Here is a 17,519-nt window from a genome sequence, read left to right as displayed (position 1 = left end):
GGCGGCCTTTTGCATGGCGGATGCAACGCTGCGATCAAGGCTTCTCGGCACGGGCCTTGAGTGCCTTCAGGGTGTTGAACGGAGCATCGACCACAAATTTGTTGGCCAGCCAGGAAGGGACACTGCCACCTGGCTCGGTATGGACCTGGTAGGTCACTTCCACCTGGTCGGCGCCCTTGGGCACGAACTTCCAGTAGCCCTCGACCTGGGCCACGCGCACGAAGCCTTTCTCCTCGGGGATATAGGTCGGCACACCCTCCAGCTTGCGGGTCAGGCTGCCGTCGGCGCCTTGGCTGGTGGTGATGTGCAGGACCGAGTCGCGGGCAGTGACCGGCCATGGGGTGTTGAACTGGGTGTAGGTCCAGCTCTGGTCGCCCTCATGCTTGAGCAGCTTCTGGGTCTTGCATTCGTGGATCCAGGAGCAGGCCCCGGCAACGTCTTCTTGCAGCGCGCGGAGCTTGGCGATGGAGGTCTTCATGGTGGTGACACCACGGTAGGCCTTGTACTTGGAGCCGGCCACTTCGCTCAAGGAGACCTTGATGCCGTCTTCGTCCTTGGCCGTCTGCCAGTCTTCGGCCTGGGCCGTTGCCGACAACAGCACGGTTAAACCACAGAGCACAGCGATTCGATGCAGCGAACCCATTGTCTTATTCCTTATTGTTGAAGTTCCGTTCATTGAGAACACCCTAAGCCGCCGTCACTTGCTCCCACCAGCCAATCAGGCGGATGGCTTCTTCACGACTCTGGCCACAGACCTCGGCCTCTGCCTGGAAGGCCCCACACACCGCCGGCCGCTCAGGCAGGCCGAACAGCCCACACAGGTGTTCGACCGAAAGATGCAGGCAACGTTCTCCAGCCGGCTTGCCCTGGGGCATTCCGGGAATCGGGGTGCTGATGGAAGGGGCGATGCAGCAAGCGCCACAACCTTCACGGCAGTTCATGACGAAGATTTCCTCGCGACAAGCAAAGAGTTGGATGACGCCGCACAAGAGTAACCGCTAAAACAGCCGTTTAAAATTACTCGAAGAACGGATTTGACGCACAACCGTGCGTGACTGATCAGTCTCCGACAAAGTGTCGGCCACGACGGTCACAAGGACGGCAAAGAATTTACTGCTTGAACTCGAAATCCAGGGCGGCGCCCTCGATGTCCCGACGCTCTTCCCGACGCAATTGCAGCTGCATCTCGTTGGTGAGCAGGCGGCCGTTGAGCTGGAACGGGGTACTTTCCTTGGGTTTCTCGCCAAACATCGGCGGCAGCAACGGCGCGCGCTTGGGTAATGGCGTGGCGCCCAGGGGTTGCAGGTGCTTGACCATCTCGGTTGGCAGGTTCAAGTCCAGCTTGGGGCTGACCAGCGGCGTCTTGATGTCCTGGTAGGCCCACTTGGACTGTTTGGCGGGAGCAGGCTTCTTGTTTGCCGGTTGGGTCTTGCTGGCCTTGGTTTTACTGGCCGGAGCTTTCTTTACCGGGACTTTCTTTGCCGGTGCTTTGCCAGAGGCTGTCGAATGGTCCGCCCGAGTAGTGCCGGCAGCGGTTTTTTCCACAGGTGCTGCGGCCTCGACGGGCATGGCGGCAACCGCTCCCAACAGGCAGGCACATAACCAGATGGCAGGAAGAAAGGCTTTCATAAAAACAGGCAGATCGAGAACAAGGTGCCTCTATGCTCGCTTGTTGCACGCCCCATGACAAGCACGGGGCTGCATTGTCTAAAATCCGCCTGCCGCCTCCTGGCACAACTGGCTGGCGAGCATCCCCAAGGTCATCAGCGCCCGCTCGGCCTCGCGATTCCATGGGGTGCCGCAGTTGAGGCGTACGCAGTGGTTGAACTGCTCGGTATTGCTGAAGATCAACCCGGGGGCGATGCTGATGCCCTGTTGCAGGGCCCGGACATGCAATTCCTGGGTGTTGACCCGCCCCGGCAAGCTGACCCAGAGGATAAAGCCGCCAGTGGGCCGGGTGATCTGCGTGCCCTCCGGGAAGTACTGCTGGACCGCCAGCTGGAAGGCGCTGAGGTTCTTGCGATACTCCTGGCGGATGTAGCGCAGGTGCCGATCGTAGCCGCCGTTCTCAAGGTAAGCCGCGACGGCCATCTGGGTCACGCTGCAGGCCGAATGGGTGCTGAAGGTCTGCAGGCGCTGGATTTCCTGCTGGTACTTGCCGGCGATCATCCAACCGATGCGTACGCCGGGCGACAAGGTCTTGGAGAAACTGGAACAGTAGATCACCCGGTCCAGGCGGTCATAGGCCTTCAGGGACTTGGTGCGGCCGACCTCGAACATCAGCTCGCCGTAGATATCGTCCTCGACCACCTGGATATCGAAGTCCGACGCCAGGCGCAGCAACTGCTTCTGCCGCTCCTCGGGCATGGTGCCGCCCAGGGGATTGCTCAGGCGCGTGGTCAACACCAGGGCCTTGATCGACCACTGGTTGGCCGCCAGCTGCAAGGCCTCCAGGCTCATGCCGGTGGATGGATCGCTGGGGATCTCGATGACCTTGAGCCCCAGCAAGTCGGCCAGTTGCAGCAACCCGTAATAGGTCGGTGACTCGGCGGCGATCAGGTCACCGGGTCGGGTCAGGACCCGCAGCGACATCTGCAGCGCGTCGACGCAACCGTGGGTGATCACCACTTCGGACGGGTCGACCACCACGCCGGCATCGCGCATGCGAATCGCCACTTGGCGCCGCAGCGGCTCGAATCCCGGGCTGAACATGTAGCTGAAGGCGCGAGGGCTATGGAAACGCGTGACCTTGGCCAATTGCTGGTGCAGTGCGCGCACGGGCAGGTAGTCGACGCTGGGCACCGCGGCCCCCAGGGGAAACACCCCTTCCCGGCGCGACTCCACCAGCACTTGCTGGATGATGCTGCTGCGGGTGACCAGCCCCGGACGCTCGACCCGGGCGATATCCGGCGTCGGCGCGGTAAGAGCTGGCGTCTGGTGCACGTAGTAGCCCGATTGCGGTCGCGCGCGGATCAGCCCCTGGTCTTCCAGGTTGGCGTAGGCCTGCAGCACCGTGGCGTGGCTGACATTGAGCTGCGAGCTCATCTTGCGCACCGACGGTACGCGCTCCCCCGGCTGATAGACACCACGGCGAATATCCTCAGCCAACTGCTGAGCGATACGTTGATAGAGCAAGAGATTGGTCATGGCGCAGCACCCGATTTCACGGTGTTTTATTCTTGTGTGAAACAATACCGGCACAGTTTAGAAGTGTACTGGGACAGTTTCCACAATAGTCGAGGACACCAGGCAGTGAAAAGCACCACGGCAAGTTTTTTCCAGCCGTTGGACAGGCATAAAAAAACCCGATGCGGCCAGGCATCGGGTTTTTCATGAAAGCTGGCAGAACCTCAGCGTGCGGCGCCGAGCTGGCCCTTCTCGTCGGAGAAAACGATCTCTACCCGACGGTTCTGCGCCCGGCCGCGCTCGGAAGCGTTGGCCTCCACCGGATAGTCGTCGCCATAACCCTCGACCTGGATGCGCTTTTCGTCGACGCCCAGGTCCACCAGCACATCCGCCACTGCCTGGGCCCGGTCGCGGGACAGCTGCAGGTTGCCCTGATGTTCACCGGTATTGTCGGTGTACCCCTCGATCCGCACCACGCGCTTGGGATTGAGCTGGAGGAACTGGGCCACCTTGAGCACGATGCGGTTGGCGGAGTTATTGAGCTCCGCCTCGCCGGTATCGAATTGCACATCCCCCAGGGTCATTACCAGGCCTCGATCGGTCTGGGTGGTGGCCATGTTGAGGATCTGCTCCTCCAGCCACTTGCCCTGCTGCTGCACGCTGATCAGCTTGGCTTCACGCAGGGCCAGTTGCAGGCGCTGGCGCTCCAGCTCGAGCTTGGCCGCCCGCTCCTGGTTCAGCGTCTGCTCGGTATGCTCGCGGGCAATCTCGCTGTAGCGGCGGCTCAGGTAGGCGTAATGCTCCACGTCGCTGCCGCTGCCCCAGTAACTGGACAGACGATCGGCACGGGCCAGGGACTCACCGGCGCGGATCACATCCTTGGGGGCGACCCGCAGGACATTGGAGTCTTCCTTGACCTTCTGGAAGTCGTTGCCGGCTTGTTGCAGCGCTTCCTCGCTCTGCTGGCCGGCACATCCCAGGAGGCTGGCACCAGCCAGCAACACCGCGGCACCCAAGAGCTGCTTGGAAATCTTCATTGGGCATCCCCCAGTTGCTTGCGCAGGCGAGTGATGCGGGTCTCGAGCATATTCACCTGCTCCCGGCTCTTCTGGGTCAGGACCTTGGCCTCGGCCAGGCGCGCATCCAGCTCCGCCTGCTCGGCACGGACCCGCGCCTTCTTGTAGGACTCATCCTGCATATTGCCCTGGGCCCGGGAAAACTTGTCTTCGGCCAGCTTCAACTCCGGCACGTCCTCGGCCGAGGCTCCCACGGCCTTGGCCTGCTCCAGGGCCTGGGCAGTGAGGCGCATCTGCTCGTTGGGGGCTGGGTCTGAGGCACAACCCGCCATGGCCAGCAGGGCCAAGGCAGCAAAAAGAGGTCGAATAGTCACACGAGATTCCTACGGTTTGGGGCTGCTGACGGGTTGCTGCAACTGGGCCTTCCAACGCTCGAGATTGCGCTGCAACAGGGCCTCCGTCAGACCGGACGCGGGCAATTCTGTCATCTTTTTCGCCAGCTGTCCGCGCAACCATGGGTCATTGCAGGCAGAGTTGTGGGACAGCGCCAGGAACAACCCGGGCTTATCGATGGGCAGGGGAAATGCCGCCAGGTCGGCGGCCATTCCCAGGGACTGGGCCATGACCATGCCGGCGTAGCGTGGCGCCAGCACATAGTCGAACTCGCCCAGCAGCAGTTTCTGGAAAACCTGGGTCAGGTTCGGCAGGCGCTTGAGCTGCAATTGCTCCTTGGCCAAGGCCTGGAATGGCTGGGTCAGGCGGGCCTTTTCCGAAACGGCGCCGGAGTGGCCCTGCAAATCGGACAACTGGCGGTAATCCAGGGTCGTTTCCTTGCGCGTCCAGACCAGATAGTCGTTCTGCACCAGGGCCGGGTGGATATAGTCCAGGGACTCCAGCTCGTCGAGGGTCAACGGGGCATCGGCGAGCATGTCCATGCGCCCGGTACGCACCTCCTCGAGCGCCTCGGAACGCTTGCCGGCGTACAGCAGCTCGACCTTGAGCCCCAGCTCCCCGGCCACCTGCTGCAGCAAGTCGGCGCTGGCACCGATCAGGTGCCTGGGATCCTGTGGATCACGCCACAGGTAGGGTGGCGCATCGGGACTGCCGGTCACCACCAGCCGCTCGCACTTGCCCACCGCCATCGCCAGCGAGGGCAACAGCGCCAGCCCCAGCAACACGGGCCAACCACTCATGCGGCGCAGTTCCATGACATCACTCCCTGGATAAACGACAGACAAAAAAAACCCGGCCATGAGGCCGGGCTCTTTATAAGTGAAGCGGCTGGATTAGACCAGCTTCTCCAGCTCAGGTACGGCTTCGAACAGGTCAGCCACCAGGCCGTAGTCAGCCACCTGGAAGATTGGCGCCTCTTCGTCCTTGTTGATCGCGACGATCACCTTGGAGTCCTTCATGCCCGCCAGGTGCTGGATCGCGCCGGAGATACCGACGGCGATGTACAGCTGTGGCGCGACGATCTTGCCGGTCTGGCCGACCTGCATATCGTTAGGCACGAAGCCTGCGTCCACGGCCGCGCGGGAAGCGCCGACCGCAGCGCCCAGCTTGTCGGCCAGGGCGTACAGGTGCTTGAAGTTGTCGCCGTTCTGCATGCCGCGGCCGCCGGAAACGACGATCTTGGCAGCGGTCAGCTCAGGGCGATCGGACTTGGCCAGCTCTTCGCCGACGAAGCTCGACTTGCCAGCATCGTGGGCCGCACCGACAGTTTCCACCGCCGCCGAACCACCCTCGGCGGCAACGGCGTCGAAGCCGGTGGCGCGCACGGTGATGACCTTGACCGCAGCAGTGGACTGCACGGTGGCAATGGCGTTACCGGCATAGATCGGACGCTTGAAGGTGTCGGCGCTTTCTACCGAGATGATCTCGGAGATCTGGTCGACGTCCAGCTGGGCAGCAACCCGCGGCAGGATGTTCTTGCCGTTGGAAGTGGCGGCAGCCAGGATGTGGCTGTAGCCAGCGCCCAGCTCGGCAACCAGCGGCGCGACGTTTTCCGGCAGTTGGTGCGCATAGGCAGCGTTGTCGGCTACCAGCACCTTGGCCACGCCAGCGACTTTGGCAGCAGCCTCGGCCACGGCGCCAACGCCTTGACCGGCCACCAGCACGTGAATGTCGCCACCGATTTTGGCAGCAGCGGCCACGGTGTTCAGGGTGGCCTGGGCCAGCGCTTTGTTATCGTGTTCAGCGATTACCAAGATAGTCATGATCAGATTACCTTCGCTTCGTTTTTCAGTTTCTCGACCAGTTCAGCCACCGACTTGACCTTGATGCCTGCGCTGCGTGCAGCCGGCGCTTCGACTTTCAGGGTCTTGTTGGTGGAGGCGGTGGAAACGCCCAAAGCATCAGGAGTCAGCGTCTCGAGCGGCTTCTTCTTGGCTTTCATGATGTTCGGCAGCGACGCGTAGCGTGGCTCGTTCAGGCGCAGGTCGGTGGTGACGATCGCTGGCAGGTTCAGCGCAACGGTCTGCAGGCCGCCGTCGATTTCACGGGTGACGTTGACCTTGTCCCCAGCCACTTCGACCTTGGAGGCGAAGGTGCCTTGGGCGTAGCCGCTCAGGGCAGCCAGCATCTGGCCGGTCTGGTTGTTGTCGCTGTCGATGGCCTGTTTGCCCAGGATCACCAGCTGTGGCTGTTCCTTGTCGACCACGGCCTTGAGCAGCTTGGCCACGGCCAGGGAGGTCAACTCTTCAGCGGACTCGACGAGGATCGCGCGATCGGCACCCAGTGCCAGGGCGGTACGCAGCTGCTCTTGGGCAGTAGCAGGACCGATGGAGACGACGACGATTTCAGTCGCCACGCCTTTCTCTTTCAGGCGTACGGCTTCTTCCACTGCGATTTCGCAGAAAGGGTTCATCGACATCTTGACGTTGGCGAGGTCGACGCCGGAGTTGTCCGCCTTGACGCGAACCTTGACGTTATAGTCGACCACTCGTTTGACAGCTACAAGAACCTTCATGGATTCCTCGTTACTCTCCGGTGAAAAGAAAGTCGCCTAGGCGAGAACCTGGCGGTTGATGCTCATCGGCACAAGGGCACCTCCAAAAACGCCGGCACACTAAGGTTGACCTTGCTCACGGGGCGATGACCGTTCGTCAGTGGCGACCGACGAGTCATTCATTATCGCGGCGTGTAAACTGCGCACCTTCAAGCTGCGCGGCGCATCACCTTCACTGCCTTTGCCCTGTCTTTAGAGGTGCTCTTGAGACCAACAGTCAGCCTACGGCGAGCGCAAAACCGACCGTATCTTGACCGGAACACCTTTTCCGGTCAATACGGCAAAATGGCCGTTCATACGCCGCGCTTCTTTGATTTACCTGGCCTGCGGCAATTTCAAACAAACGTTTGTATTGGACGCTAGGAGTGGTGTAGATATAATGCGCCGCCCAGAGAGAAAGGTCGGCCGTCCCTCCCCTCTCCCCCCATCGGCGATGGGAGAAAGCGGGACGCAATGCCAAACCTCCAATTAGAAAAAACCGTTGAGCCTTGAGTAGGAGATAGCCTAGTGGAACGCGAATACATGGAATTCGACGTAGTCATCGTCGGTGCCGGCCCCGCAGGCTTGTCCGCCGCTTGCCGCCTGAAGCAGAAGGCTGCAGAAGCAGGCAAGGAAATCAGCGTCTGCGTCGTTGAAAAAGGCTCCGAAGTCGGTGCCCACATCCTTTCCGGCGCCGTGTTCGAACCACGGGCCCTGAACGAACTCTTCCCTGACTGGAAGGAACTGGGCGCCCCGCTCAACACCCCGGTCACCCGCGACGACATCTATGTCCTGCGCAACGGCGAAGCCGCCACCAAGGTTCCCGACTTCTTTGTGCCCAAGACCATGCACAACGAAGGCAACTACATCATTTCCCTGGGCAACCTGTGCCGCTGGCTGGCCCAGCAGGCCGAGAACCTGGGCGTGGAAATCTACCCAGGCTTCGCCGCCCAGGAAGCCCTGATCGACGAAAACGGCGTGGTCCGCGGCATCCTCACCGGCGACATGGGCGTGGATCGCGAAGGCCATCCCAAGGACGGCATGTACACCCCGGGCATGGAACTGCGCGGCAAGTACACCCTGTTCGCCGAAGGCTGCCGTGGCCATATCGGCAAGCAGCTGATCAAGCGCTTCAACCTGGACAGCGACGCCGATGCCCAGCACTACGGCATCGGCCTCAAGGAAATCTGGGAAATCGACCCGGCCAAGCACCAACCGGGCCTGGTGGTACACACCGCCGGCTGGCCGCTGGACATCATGGGCACCGAGAACACCGGCGGCTCCTTCCTCTATCACCTGGAGAACAACCAGGTGGTGGTCGGCCTGATCGTCGACCTGTCCTACTCCAACACCTACCTGTCGCCGTTCGATGAATTCCAGCGCCTCAAGCACCACCCGGTACTCAAGCAGTACCTGGAAGGCGGCAAGCGCATCAGCTACGGCGCCCGCGCCATCTGCAAGGGCGGCCTGAACTCGCTGCCGAAGATGGTGTTCAAGGGCGGCGCGCTGATCGGCTGCGACCTGGGCACCCTGAACTTCGCCAAGATCAAGGGCAGCCACACCGCCATGAAGTCCGGCATGCTGGCAGCCGATGCCGTGGCCGATGCGCTGCTGGCCGGTTCCGAAGGCGCCGACGAGCTCAACAGCTACGTCAGCGCATTCAAGTCCAGCTGGCTGCATGACGAGCTGTTCGCCAGCCGCAACTTCGGCCCGGCGATCCACAAGTTCGGCGCCATCGTCGGTGGCGGCTTCAACTGGGTCGATCAGAACCTGTTCGGCGGCAAGCTGCCGTTCACCCTGCACGACACCAAGCCGGACTACGCCTGCCTCAAGCTGGCCAAGGACTGCGTGAAGATCGACTACCCGAAACCCGACGGCAAGCTGAGCTTCGACAAATTGAGCTCGGTGTTCATCTCCGGCACCAACCATGAAGAAGAACAGCCTTGCCACCTGAAGCTCACCGACCCGAGCATCCCCCTGGGCCGCAACCTGCCGCTGTACGACGAGCCAGCCCAGCGCTACTGCCCGGCCGGCGTGTACGAAGTGGTCACCCAGGAAGACGGCGAGAAGCGCTTCCAGATCAACGCCCAGAACTGCGTGCACTGCAAGACCTGTGACATCAAGGACCCTGCGCAGAACATCACCTGGGTCACCCCGGAAGGTTCCGGCGGCCCGACCTACCCGAACATGTAAGTCGACGCCCTGCGAAAAGGCCCCCATATGGGGGCCTTTTTCATTCCAGCATTCAAGCCACGCGCTCATCCCCCGGGCTGCGCTCGAAGTAGCGCTTGTACTCGCGGCTGAACTGCGAGGTGCTCTGGTAACCCACCCTGTGGGCCACCTGGGCCACGCCCAACCCCTCGCCCAGCAGCAATTGCTGGGCCTTGAGCAGCCGCAAGCGCTTGAGGTACTGCACCGGCGACAACAAGGTGCTGCGCTTGAAATGCTCATGGAAGGTCGAAGTACTCATATTGGCGCAGCGAGCCAGGGTCTCGACGTTCAACGGCTCGGTGTAGTGCTGGTGCAAATGGTTGAGCGAGGCGGCGACACGGGCGAAATGCCCCTGCTGCTCCACCAGTGCCCGCAAGGCTTCGGCCTGGGGTCCGCGCAAGGCAGCGAACAGCAGCTCACGGACCCGCGCCGGCCCCATGACCTTGCACTCCAGAGGATCGTGCAGGCAGCGCAACAAACGCTCCACGCAACCGCGCATGCTGTCGTCGAGGACCACCGAGGTCATGGACTCCAGGGTCTGCGCCGCAGCTGCCGGCCCATCGCCGATGCCCATGGCCAGCACCAGCTCCCTGAGCATGGCGCGGTCGATACCGATGGAGATTCCCAGCAGCGGCGCGTTGGGCAAGGCGAAGGTTTCGCACTCGAAGGGCACCGACAGCGCCTGGATCAGGTAATGCCCGGCGCCGTACTCCAGGGTCCGGGTGCCCAGGTAGGCCAGCTTGCTGCCCTGGACGATGATCATCAGGCTCGGCTCGTAGATCTGCGGCCCCCGGGCCACATCGCGACTGGCCCGCAGCACCTGGATCCCGGGCAAGGCAGTAGCGGCGAAGCCCTCGCGGCTGGCCAGGGGCTCGAGCAGCGCGACCAGGGGGGCATTGGCGTCCAGATGGCGGGTCAACAACATGTGGGCAAACTTCATGCAAGGGAGGGGATGCCAGCATCATCGCAGGTCCGTTGGCCAATGCCCCGTGAAAACCGTCGATGGCGGAGGAATAGGCATGACATGCCGAGGAATCGCCATGGTTGCCCGCAAGCCTCACGCCGACAATGCGCCGCCTCACTTGTCAGCGCTTTGCGAGGTTCACCATGTACACCGCCATCGGTTATGCCGCCCAGTCGGCCACCACTCCCCTCGCCCCCATGAGCTTCCAGCGGCGCAGCCCACGCCCGGACGACGTGGCCATCGAGATCCTCTACTGCGGCGTCTGCCACTCCGACATCCACCAGGCCCGCAACGAATGGGGCATCGCCGTGTACCCGCTGATGCCGGGCCATGAAATCATCGGCCGGGTCACCGCCGTCGGCTCCAGCGTCAACCTGCATAAGGTCGGCGACCTGGTCGGCGTCGGCTGCATGGTGGACTCCTGCCGCCAGTGCGAGGCCTGCGCCGCCAACCTGGAACAATACTGCCTGCAGGGTCCGACCTTGACCTACGCCTCGCCAGACCGGATCGATGGCAGCAACACCATGGGTGGCTACTCCGACAGCATCGTGGTCAGCGAGCATTTCGTGGTGCGCATCCCCGAGTCCCTGGACCCGGCCAGTGCCGCGCCGATCCTCTGCGCCGGCATCACCACCTACTCGCCGCTCAAGCACTACGGCGTCAAGGCCGGGGACAAGGTGGGGATTCTCGGCATGGGCGGCCTGGGCCACATGGGCATCAAGTTCGCCAAGGCCCTGGGGGCCGAAGTGACCTTGTTCACCCGCTCGGCGAGCAAGGCCGAGGAAGCCCGGCAACAAGGCGCGGATCACGTGGTCGTGTCCACCGACCCGGCGCAGATGCAGGCCGCGGCCGGGCAGTTCGACTTCCTCCTGGACACCATCCCGGTGGCCCACGATCTCAATCCCTACCTCGATACCCTGCGCTTTGACGGCGTGCACATCCTGGTGGGCCTGATCGAACCGGTGGACCCGGCACTGCACGCCGGCAAGCTGGTGATGGGCCGCCGGGTGCTGGCCGGCTCGTTGATCGGCGGCATCGCCGAAACCCAGGAAGTGCTGGATTTCTGCGCCGAGCACGGCATCCGTTGCGACATCGAGATGCTGGATATCCGCCAGATCAACCAGGCCTACGAGCGCATGATCAAGGGCGACGTGAAATACCGCTTCGTGATCGACATGGCGACCCTCAAGGGCTGAGTCACCCTGAAGTGCGGCGCCAGCGACCCGGATCGCTGGCGCCCGCGCCTCAACCCCGGGCGAAGGCGCGCAGCACCTCGCCATCCATGCGGTACTTGACCCATTCCTCCTGGGGCTGCGCGCCCAGGGACTTGTAGAACTGGATCGCCGGTTCATTCCACTCCAGCACACTCCACTCGAAACGCCCGCAGTCGTTGTCGCAGGCGATCTGCGCCAGGTGCCGCAACAGTTGCTTGCCGGCCCCTCCCCCACGCTGCTCGGGGGTGATGTAGAGATCCTCCAGGTACAGGCAGTTGCTGCCCAGCCAGGTGGAATAGCTGAAAAAGAACACCGCAAAACCGATCGGTACGCCGTCGCGCAGGCACATCAAGCCATGGGCCGTGGCGCCTTCGCTGAACAGGCTGCGCTCGATGTCGGCGACGCTGGCGATCACCTCGTGACGGGCTCGCTCGTAGTCGGCGAGTTCGGTGATGAACGCAAGGATCTGCAGGGCATCGCTGGGCAGCGCAGGACGAATTTCGACGGTCATCGGCGGGTCTCATGGCGGAATCAGGTCGGCCATATTAGAACGACAGCCGAAAGACATGCACGGGCATTTCTCCGCCATCGGCCATCCATGCTCCGTACCGGCCTTGCCCCCCATCGACACTTATCACTACCGGCGCCAGCGGTTAGAGTGACGGCCCAACCGCCAACCGGAGCCTGCCCATGACTTTCGCGCCCCTGGAGTCCTTGGCCGCCAGCCTGCTGCCCCATGCCTTCGAGCCCCACGACGACGGCGCCCACGACCTGTCCCACCTGTATCGGGTGTGGAACAACGTCCAGCGTATCGCCGCAGAGGAAGGTGGCGACCTGCGCCTGTTGCTGGCCGCGACCCTGCTCCATGACTGCGTGAACGTGGAAAAAAGCTCGCCGCTGCGCTCCCAGGCGTCACGGCTCTCGGCAGAGCGGGCGCGGCAGATCCTGGCCGACCTGCACTGGAGCGCCAGCGATATCGAGGCCGTGGCCCATGCCATCGCCACCCACAGTTTTTCCGCAGGGCTGACGCCGACCACCCTGGAAGCGCGAATCCTCCAGGATGCCGATCGTCTCGACTCCCTGGGCGCGCTCGGCGTGGCTCGCACCTTCTATGTCTCGGGGCGCCTGGGGCGGGCCCTGTACGACGCGGCCGACCCACGCGCCAGCCACCGCGAACTGGATGACTCGCGATTCACCCTGGACCACTTCCAAAGCAAGCTGCTGCACTTGGCCGAAGGTTTCCAGACCGCCACCGGCAGCCGCCTGGCCCAGGTCCGGCATGAACGCCTCGTACGCTTTCGCCAGGAGCTGCTGGAGGAAATCGGCCAATAACGCCCGCTTTTACTCCGCTGCCGGCTAACCCTGAGGCAGCGAGGAATACAACCAACACCCGCCACCGTCATGCTAGAAAGCCCCGCATAACCACAAGCATAAAGAGGCGCCTGCATGTCCCCCTGTTCTATCCCGGCCACCCGCGTCCCCGGCCCGGTGTTCGGCTTGCTCTGCCTGGGCAGCTACCTGTTGTCGCTGTCCTATGGCTCGACCTTCCTCCTGGCGTTGCTGATCGGCAGCCACGGCGGCAACGAACAGGACGCCGGCCAAGTGCTTGCCGTGGCGATGCTCAGCACTTTCGCCGCGGTGATCGGATCCGGCCACCTTTCGGACTGGCTCGGCGCCGCCCGCTCGGTGACCTGGTTCGGCAGCCTGCTGGCCGTGGCCTGCCTGGGGTTCGCCCTGAGCCCGGGGGTTGGCCCGGTGCTGCTGGGGTTCGGCCTGCTCCTGGGGCTGGGCTGGGGGGTGTTCTATACCCTGGGCCCGATCATCGTCGCCATGCTAGTGGAGCCGGCCCACCGAGCCCGCTACTTCGCCCTGCTCTCGGGCAGCATGATGACCGGCATCGGCAGCGCGCCACTGCTGGGGCGCCTGGCCAGTGCCCTGGGCTATCCGTTGAGCAGCGCTTTTTTCATCGCTGCGGCAGCCAGCCTGCTGGGCGTGCTGATCTTCTGGAGGCTGGCTGGCCAGTTGCGCAACCAGGCCAACCACCTGCAGGCCACTGCGGCACGAATCACCTGGAGTGGCAGTGCCCGCGTCCTCAGGTCCGGGGCGTCGCTGCCGATCCTGATGGTGGGCCTGGGCGGTTGCGTCTTCGGCGGCTTGTCGAGTTTCCAGACCAGCTACGGCCCCTCCAGGGGCGTGGATTACTCGCTGTTCTTCATCGGTTTCATGAGCGCGGCCATCGCCAGCCGGATGCTGCTGGCCGGCCTGGTGGTCAAGCGTGATCCGTACCGCGCCGCCTGCCTGCTGTCGGGGCTGATGGTGGTGGCGGTCCTGCTGTTGCTGTTCGTTGTGGACAGCAGCACCAGCTACTTGCTGGCTGCCATGGTGCTCGGGGTCGGCTATGGCTTGACCTACTCGGTGATCAATGCCCAGGCCGCCAACGAGGCACCGCCAGGCTGTACCTCCCAGGCATTGCTGCTGTTCAGCCTGGCCTATTTCATCGGCGTGTTCGGCTTCCCCTGGCTGGCCGGCAGGCTCATCGTCGGCTCCGGCATCCAGGCCCTGCTGTCCACCGTCTTGGCGATCGCCGTGCTGAACTGGCTGATCAGCCTCGGACGCCTGGGCTGGCGGCAGCGCCAGCGACTCCTGGCCCGGGAAGCCTGACACCGTTCGTCGCGTCCCCGGCACCAAGGCCCCGTCCGGGCGGACCAATATCAGGTAGCGACTCTAACGAATGGAGGCGACATCATGATCAAGGTCCAACTCTCTGCCCTGGTCCTGGCCGGGCTGTTGTCCAGCGCGGCCGTGGCCGGCTCCACCGGCCCCACCAACCCCGTGGAAGGCCCCAAGTCCCCGGCCACCCAAGGCTCACCGAAGATCAACATCAACCCGCCGACCATGGACGAGGGCTCGTTGCCACCAGCCACCGGCACCGATCCACGGATCCAGGGCAACGACAACGGCCGCCAGGGCGGCGCCGGCACCCTGGACTCCGGGACGCCGGACAACGGCAAGAGCGGTACCGGCTCCAAGACCACCACCGGCGGCTCGGGCTCCGAAGGCAGCAGCCAGTAACGGGCCATTCGCGCTGTCATCCAGCCAGTCCTGCTTGCCAGGATCCAAGAGGAAAGATGCCATGACTCGAGGAAGCAAAGCCAAGTACACCCTGGCCCAGCGCCGCAAGGCGGCGGCCATCGAGGCCAGCTATGAAGAACGCGGCCTGCCCCCGGAAGAGGCCGAAGCCAGGGCCTGGGCCACGGTCAACAAGCAGTCCGGCGGTGGCGAGCGGGCCGGAGGCTCCGGCAGGGACAAGCACCCGGCGGACAAGGCCCGGGCCCGCAGCGACTCAGCCCGGCGCGCAGCCGCGAGCCGCGAGGGCCATCCGCGTAACAGCAAGGCGTCGCTGGCCACCCAGAGCAAGGACAGCCTGCTCCAGGAGGCGCGGGTGAAGAACATTGCGGGACGCTCGCGGATGCGCAAGCAGGAGTTGATCGAGGCCCTGCGCAAAGCCGGCTGAAGCCTTCAACCGGCCCGTAGCAGCACATCCACCTCGGCGCTGCGAGGAGCGGTGGCCGGCCCCCGGCGCGTCACCGCCAGGGCCGCCGCCGCATTGGCCCGGCGCGCGGCGGCCAGGGGTGCGAGGCCAGCGGCCAGCGCGGCGATGAACACCCCGGCGTGGGCATCCCCGGCACCGTTGCTGTCCACCGCCTCGACTGTGAATCCAGGTACCCGCACCGCCTCGCCCTGCTGGTTGAGCCAGCAGCCCTGGGCACCGTCGCGCAGCACCATCAATGCCTCGCGGGCCAGTTGCGGGGCCAGCCGCAGCATGGCCTCGGCGATGTCCTGGCTAGCGGTGAACTGCAGGGCCTCGGCGCGATTGCTGCTCCAGATATCCACCCGGGGCAGCAAGGCCGCCAGCAGCGCCGGTTCCACCAAAGCCAGTAGCGGCCCCGGGTCGAACATCAGCGGCAGCGTGGCCGGTAGCTCCAGCAACCAGTCGAGCAGGGCCTGGGCCTTGTGCGCCTGCAACAGGCTGTAGCCACTGACGTACAAGTAGTCTGTGGCTGTCACCGTTACCTGGGCCAGGTCCTCGGCCGACAACTCGCCCTCGGCGCCGATATGGGAGATGAAGGTGCGCTCGGCACTGTCATCGGTCAGCGCCACGCACACACCAGTGTCGGCACCGGGGCTGCAAGCCAGGCTCAGGCGAATGCCTTCGGCCTGCATCGCCGCGCGTACCAGGTCGCCGAAGCGACCCTGGCCATGACGGCCGAGATAGACCACCGGCATACCGCTGCGCGCCGCCGCCGCCATGACATTGAAACCGCCACCGGCCTCGAAGCTCGCCGACCGGGCCAGCACATCGCCGCCTGGTGACGGCAGGCCGGGCACGTCCATGACCAGGTCGACGATGACCTGGCCGCTGTGCAGCAACCTAGGCATTGGCCTGCTCGATGAAAGCGGCGCGTCGATCGCGAGCCCCGCCCAGGAGCCCATAACCGCCACCGGCGACCAGGAAGGTGATGACCCAGCCCAGGCCGTTCTGGCCCAGCCAGGAATCAGCCAGCGGCCCGGTGAACCAGACACCCTCGGCGGTGGTGCCGATGCTGGTGAAGCAGAACCCCAGGACGATGGCCAGCACCCAGGCGCCAAACGCCCGCCACTCGATACCGCCCTGGTACCAGTAGGCACTGGTGGGACTGACATCCAGCAAGTCGGCGGCGCTGTAGTGGTGACGGTGGACCAGATCCATCACGAAGACCCCCACCCAGGCGGTGATGGGTACCGCCAACAGGGAAATGAAACTGATGAAGGGGCCATAGAAGCTCTCGGCGATCAGCATGAAGTAGATCGAGCCGATGAAGATCGCCACGATGTCCACCAGCACCGCATAGACGCGCTTGACCTTGAGGCCCAGGGTCAGGGCGGTGAGCCCGGCGGAATACACCGACAGGTTGTTCGATAGCAGCAACCCGCCAAAGGCGGCGACCAGGTATGGCACCGCCATCCAGGTCGGCAGCATGTCACGGATGGCGATGATCGGATCCACCGCCGACGCCAGGTGGTCATTGCCCACCGATAGCAGCCCGCCCAGGGTGATCAGCAGCACCAACGGGATGCCGGCACCAAAGGCCGCCGAGGCCACCAGGCGGCCGGCAGTGACCGAGCGCTGCTGGTAGCGCGACATGTCCGCGCCGGAGCTGGCCCAGCCGATCCCGGTGCCGGCGGCCATGGTGCCAATGCCGATGATCATCGCGCTCATGGGCGCCGGCGAGGCGTTGAACACCGCCGTCCAGTCGATGGTGGCACAGAGAAAACCGCCCACCAGCACGTTCAACGCACCGAAGCCGTAGGTCGCCCACTTCTGGATCAGCAGCAAGGTGGCATGGCCCAGGCCGGACACGCTCAGGGTCAGCAGGACGAAGATGGCGATGAACAGCAAGGTCAGCAGCGGTGCGTCCTTGGCCGAGGCCGGGGTCTGGAAGAGGATCGAGCTCAGGGACAGCAGGACGAAGGCCGCAGTGGTGGTATTGACCGTTTCCCAGCCCACCCGGGACAGCATCGACACCAGGGTCGGGCCGATGTTGCCACGCACACCGAAGATGGCCCGGGACAGGGTCAGGCTTGGCGCCCGTCCCCGTCGGCCAGCCACGGAGATCAGGCCGACCACCGCGAACGACCCCACCGACCCGAGGATCGCCACCAACAGCACCTGCCAGATCGACAACCCACGAAAAGCCACCAGCGTCGCCCCGAGGGGCAAGCCCAGGATGCTGATGTTGGCCGCAAACCAGACCCAGAACAGTTGCAGCGGATGACCGTTGCACTCCGCCTCGGGAACCGGCTCGATACCCCGGGTCTCCAGTTGCCCGGCACCCTGCCCGCCTGTCGATGAACTCATGTTTGACGCTCCTTGCCATTATTGTGGTGTCAGGCAATTTCGGAAGTCGTTGAACGTCCCGGCATTCCCGGCCATATCCGGCGCCTGCGTGGTCTGGCAGGCA

At 64.0% G+C, this 17,519-nt stretch carries 19 protein-coding genes; 6 read left to right on the top strand and 13 right to left on the bottom strand.

Translation table 11 applies throughout. From position 1 onward, the window contains the following. Nucleotides 1-34: 34 nt before the first annotated feature. The 9 genes from GDH07_RS07625 to GDH07_RS07585 form a co-directional block, all read right to left on the bottom strand. A complete protein-coding gene (locus tag GDH07_RS07625) occupies nucleotides 35-643 on the bottom strand; it encodes an START domain-containing protein (RefSeq protein WP_152897064.1) in 609 nt (202 codons plus the stop codon). A 43-nt stretch (nucleotides 644-686) separates the two neighbouring features. After that, nucleotides 687-941 carry a YkgJ family cysteine cluster protein gene (locus GDH07_RS07620; protein WP_053135844.1) on the bottom strand — a complete coding sequence of 85 codons (255 nt, stop codon included), beginning with the start codon at nucleotides 939-941 and terminating at the stop codon, nucleotides 687-689. 169 nt (nucleotides 942-1,110) lie between these two features. Next, nucleotides 1,111-1,629, bottom strand: coding sequence for a translation initiation factor 2 (locus tag GDH07_RS07615; RefSeq protein WP_281356282.1), 519 nt, complete (start codon nucleotides 1,627-1,629; stop codon nucleotides 1,111-1,113). 78 nt (nucleotides 1,630-1,707) lie between these two features. Continuing rightward, entirely contained in the window at nucleotides 1,708-3,147 is a 1,440-nt protein-coding gene (locus GDH07_RS07610) for an aminotransferase-like domain-containing protein (protein WP_022643200.1), read from the bottom strand. A gap of 203 nt (nucleotides 3,148-3,350) precedes the next feature. Beyond that, a complete protein-coding gene (locus GDH07_RS07605) occupies nucleotides 3,351-4,163 on the bottom strand; it encodes an OmpA family protein (RefSeq protein ID WP_022643199.1) in 813 nt (270 codons plus the stop codon). Then, entirely contained in the window at nucleotides 4,160-4,516 is a 357-nt protein-coding gene (locus GDH07_RS07600) for a DUF4398 domain-containing protein (RefSeq protein WP_031321268.1), read from the bottom strand. The genes GDH07_RS07605 and GDH07_RS07600 overlap by 4 nt, the downstream gene beginning before the upstream one ends. Before the next feature lie 9 nt (nucleotides 4,517-4,525). Beyond that, a complete protein-coding gene (locus GDH07_RS07595) occupies nucleotides 4,526-5,350 on the bottom strand; it encodes a substrate-binding periplasmic protein (RefSeq protein ID WP_022643197.1) in 825 nt (274 codons plus the stop codon). Nucleotides 5,351-5,428: 78 nt separating this feature from the next. Next, entirely contained in the window at nucleotides 5,429-6,358 is a 930-nt protein-coding gene (locus GDH07_RS07590; RefSeq protein ID WP_022643196.1) for an electron transfer flavoprotein subunit alpha/FixB family protein, read from the bottom strand. Nucleotides 6,359-6,360: 2 nt separating this feature from the next. Continuing rightward, on the bottom strand, nucleotides 6,361-7,110 hold the full coding sequence (locus tag GDH07_RS07585; protein WP_031321267.1) for an electron transfer flavoprotein subunit beta/FixA family protein: 750 nt from the start codon (nucleotides 7,108-7,110) through the stop codon (nucleotides 6,361-6,363). 546 nt (nucleotides 7,111-7,656) lie between these two features. Between GDH07_RS07585 and GDH07_RS07575 the strand changes: the two genes are divergently transcribed. Then, on the top strand, nucleotides 7,657-9,321 hold the full coding sequence (locus tag GDH07_RS07575) for an electron transfer flavoprotein-ubiquinone oxidoreductase (protein WP_068577920.1): 1,665 nt from the start codon (nucleotides 7,657-7,659) through the stop codon (nucleotides 9,319-9,321). A 52-nt stretch (nucleotides 9,322-9,373) separates the two neighbouring features. Here GDH07_RS07575 and GDH07_RS07570 read toward each other — a convergent pair whose 3' ends face one another. Beyond that, complete coding sequence (locus tag GDH07_RS07570; RefSeq protein ID WP_053135834.1) at nucleotides 9,374-10,264, bottom strand: AraC family transcriptional regulator; 891 nt, start codon at nucleotides 10,262-10,264, stop codon at nucleotides 9,374-9,376. Between the two features lie 182 nt (nucleotides 10,265-10,446). Here GDH07_RS07570 and GDH07_RS07565 point away from each other — a divergent pair, with 182 nt between their 5' ends. Then, nucleotides 10,447-11,499, top strand: coding sequence for an NAD(P)-dependent alcohol dehydrogenase (locus GDH07_RS07565; RefSeq protein WP_085597173.1), 1,053 nt, complete (start codon nucleotides 10,447-10,449; stop codon nucleotides 11,497-11,499). 49 nt (nucleotides 11,500-11,548) lie between these two features. Here the strand turns inward: GDH07_RS07565 and GDH07_RS07560 are convergent, their stop codons facing one another. After that, complete coding sequence (locus GDH07_RS07560; RefSeq protein ID WP_022643191.1) at nucleotides 11,549-12,028, bottom strand: GNAT family N-acetyltransferase; 480 nt, start codon at nucleotides 12,026-12,028, stop codon at nucleotides 11,549-11,551. A gap of 179 nt (nucleotides 12,029-12,207) precedes the next feature. Between GDH07_RS07560 and GDH07_RS07555 the strand changes: the two genes are divergently transcribed. The 4 genes from GDH07_RS07555 (at nucleotide 12,208) to GDH07_RS07540 (ending at nucleotide 15,031) form a co-directional block, all read left to right on the top strand. Further along, the gene (locus tag GDH07_RS07555) at nucleotides 12,208-12,849 is read left to right on the top strand and encodes an HD domain-containing protein (RefSeq protein WP_152897061.1); all 642 of its coding nucleotides are present in this window, start codon (nucleotides 12,208-12,210) and stop codon (nucleotides 12,847-12,849) included. A 114-nt stretch (nucleotides 12,850-12,963) separates the two neighbouring features. After that, a complete protein-coding gene (locus GDH07_RS07550; RefSeq protein ID WP_152897060.1) occupies nucleotides 12,964-14,178 on the top strand; it encodes an MFS transporter in 1,215 nt (404 codons plus the stop codon). An 84-nt stretch (nucleotides 14,179-14,262) separates the two neighbouring features. Then, nucleotides 14,263-14,589, top strand: coding sequence for a hypothetical protein (locus GDH07_RS07545; RefSeq protein ID WP_053135826.1), 327 nt, complete (start codon nucleotides 14,263-14,265; stop codon nucleotides 14,587-14,589). Nucleotides 14,590-14,650: 61 nt separating this feature from the next. Further along, the gene (locus GDH07_RS07540; protein WP_022643187.1) at nucleotides 14,651-15,031 is read left to right on the top strand and encodes a Rho termination factor N-terminal domain-containing protein; all 381 of its coding nucleotides are present in this window, start codon (nucleotides 14,651-14,653) and stop codon (nucleotides 15,029-15,031) included. Nucleotides 15,032-15,036: 5 nt separating this feature from the next. Here GDH07_RS07540 and GDH07_RS07535 read toward each other — a convergent pair whose 3' ends face one another. Both GDH07_RS07535 and GDH07_RS07530 read right to left on the bottom strand, forming a co-directional pair. After that, nucleotides 15,037-15,957: a PfkB family carbohydrate kinase gene (locus GDH07_RS07535; protein ID WP_152897059.1), complete on the bottom strand. Its 921-nt coding sequence runs from the start codon at nucleotides 15,955-15,957 to the stop codon at nucleotides 15,037-15,039. Further along, nucleotides 15,950-17,416: a purine-cytosine permease family protein gene (locus GDH07_RS07530; protein ID WP_152897058.1), complete on the bottom strand. Its 1,467-nt coding sequence runs from the start codon at nucleotides 17,414-17,416 to the stop codon at nucleotides 15,950-15,952. The genes GDH07_RS07535 and GDH07_RS07530 overlap by 8 nt, the downstream gene beginning before the upstream one ends. Between the last annotated feature and the right edge of the window lie 103 nt (nucleotides 17,417-17,519).

It is taken from the genome of Pseudomonas piscis, assembly GCF_009380155.1.
GTDB lineage: Bacteria > Pseudomonadota > Gammaproteobacteria > Pseudomonadales > Pseudomonadaceae > Aquipseudomonas > Aquipseudomonas piscis.
This window is presented reverse-complemented; position numbering and strand designations above follow the sequence as displayed.

Bases quoted from the DNA above. Each gene is read 5' to 3' on its own strand.
- GDH07_RS07625 (WP_152897064.1), bottom strand. From the start codon at position 643: ATGGGTTCGCTGCATCGAATCGCTGTGCTCTGTGGTTTAACCGTGCTG.
- GDH07_RS07620 (WP_053135844.1), bottom strand. From the start codon at position 941: ATGAACTGCCGTGAAGGTTGTGGCGCTTGCTGCATCGCCCCTTCCATC.
- GDH07_RS07615 (WP_281356282.1), bottom strand. From the start codon at position 1,629: ATGAAAGCCTTTCTTCCTGCCATCTGGTTATGTGCCTGCCTGTTGGGA.
- GDH07_RS07610 (WP_022643200.1), bottom strand. From the start codon at position 3,147: ATGACCAATCTCTTGCTCTATCAACGTATCGCTCAGCAGTTGGCTGAG.
- GDH07_RS07605 (WP_022643199.1), bottom strand. From the start codon at position 4,163: ATGAAGATTTCCAAGCAGCTCTTGGGTGCCGCGGTGTTGCTGGCTGGT.
- GDH07_RS07595 (WP_022643197.1), bottom strand. From the start codon at position 5,350: ATGGAACTGCGCCGCATGAGTGGTTGGCCCGTGTTGCTGGGGCTGGCG.
- GDH07_RS07590 (WP_022643196.1), bottom strand. From the start codon at position 6,358: ATGACTATCTTGGTAATCGCTGAACACGATAACAAAGCGCTGGCCCAG.
- GDH07_RS07585 (WP_031321267.1), bottom strand. From the start codon at position 7,110: ATGAAGGTTCTTGTAGCTGTCAAACGAGTGGTCGACTATAACGTCAAG.
- GDH07_RS07570 (WP_053135834.1), bottom strand. From the start codon at position 10,264: ATGTTGTTGACCCGCCATCTGGACGCCAATGCCCCCCTGGTCGCGCTG.
- GDH07_RS07565 (WP_085597173.1), top strand. From the start codon at position 10,447: ATGTACACCGCCATCGGTTATGCCGCCCAGTCGGCCACCACTCCCCTC.
- GDH07_RS07560 (WP_022643191.1), bottom strand. From the start codon at position 12,028: ATGACCGTCGAAATTCGTCCTGCGCTGCCCAGCGATGCCCTGCAGATC.
- GDH07_RS07555 (WP_152897061.1), top strand. From the start codon at position 12,208: ATGACTTTCGCGCCCCTGGAGTCCTTGGCCGCCAGCCTGCTGCCCCAT.
- GDH07_RS07550 (WP_152897060.1), top strand. From the start codon at position 12,964: ATGTCCCCCTGTTCTATCCCGGCCACCCGCGTCCCCGGCCCGGTGTTC.
- GDH07_RS07545 (WP_053135826.1), top strand. From the start codon at position 14,263: ATGATCAAGGTCCAACTCTCTGCCCTGGTCCTGGCCGGGCTGTTGTCC.
- GDH07_RS07540 (WP_022643187.1), top strand. From the start codon at position 14,651: ATGACTCGAGGAAGCAAAGCCAAGTACACCCTGGCCCAGCGCCGCAAG.
- GDH07_RS07535 (WP_152897059.1), bottom strand. From the start codon at position 15,957: ATGCCTAGGTTGCTGCACAGCGGCCAGGTCATCGTCGACCTGGTCATG.
- GDH07_RS07530 (WP_152897058.1), bottom strand. From the start codon at position 17,416: ATGAGTTCATCGACAGGCGGGCAGGGTGCCGGGCAACTGGAGACCCGG.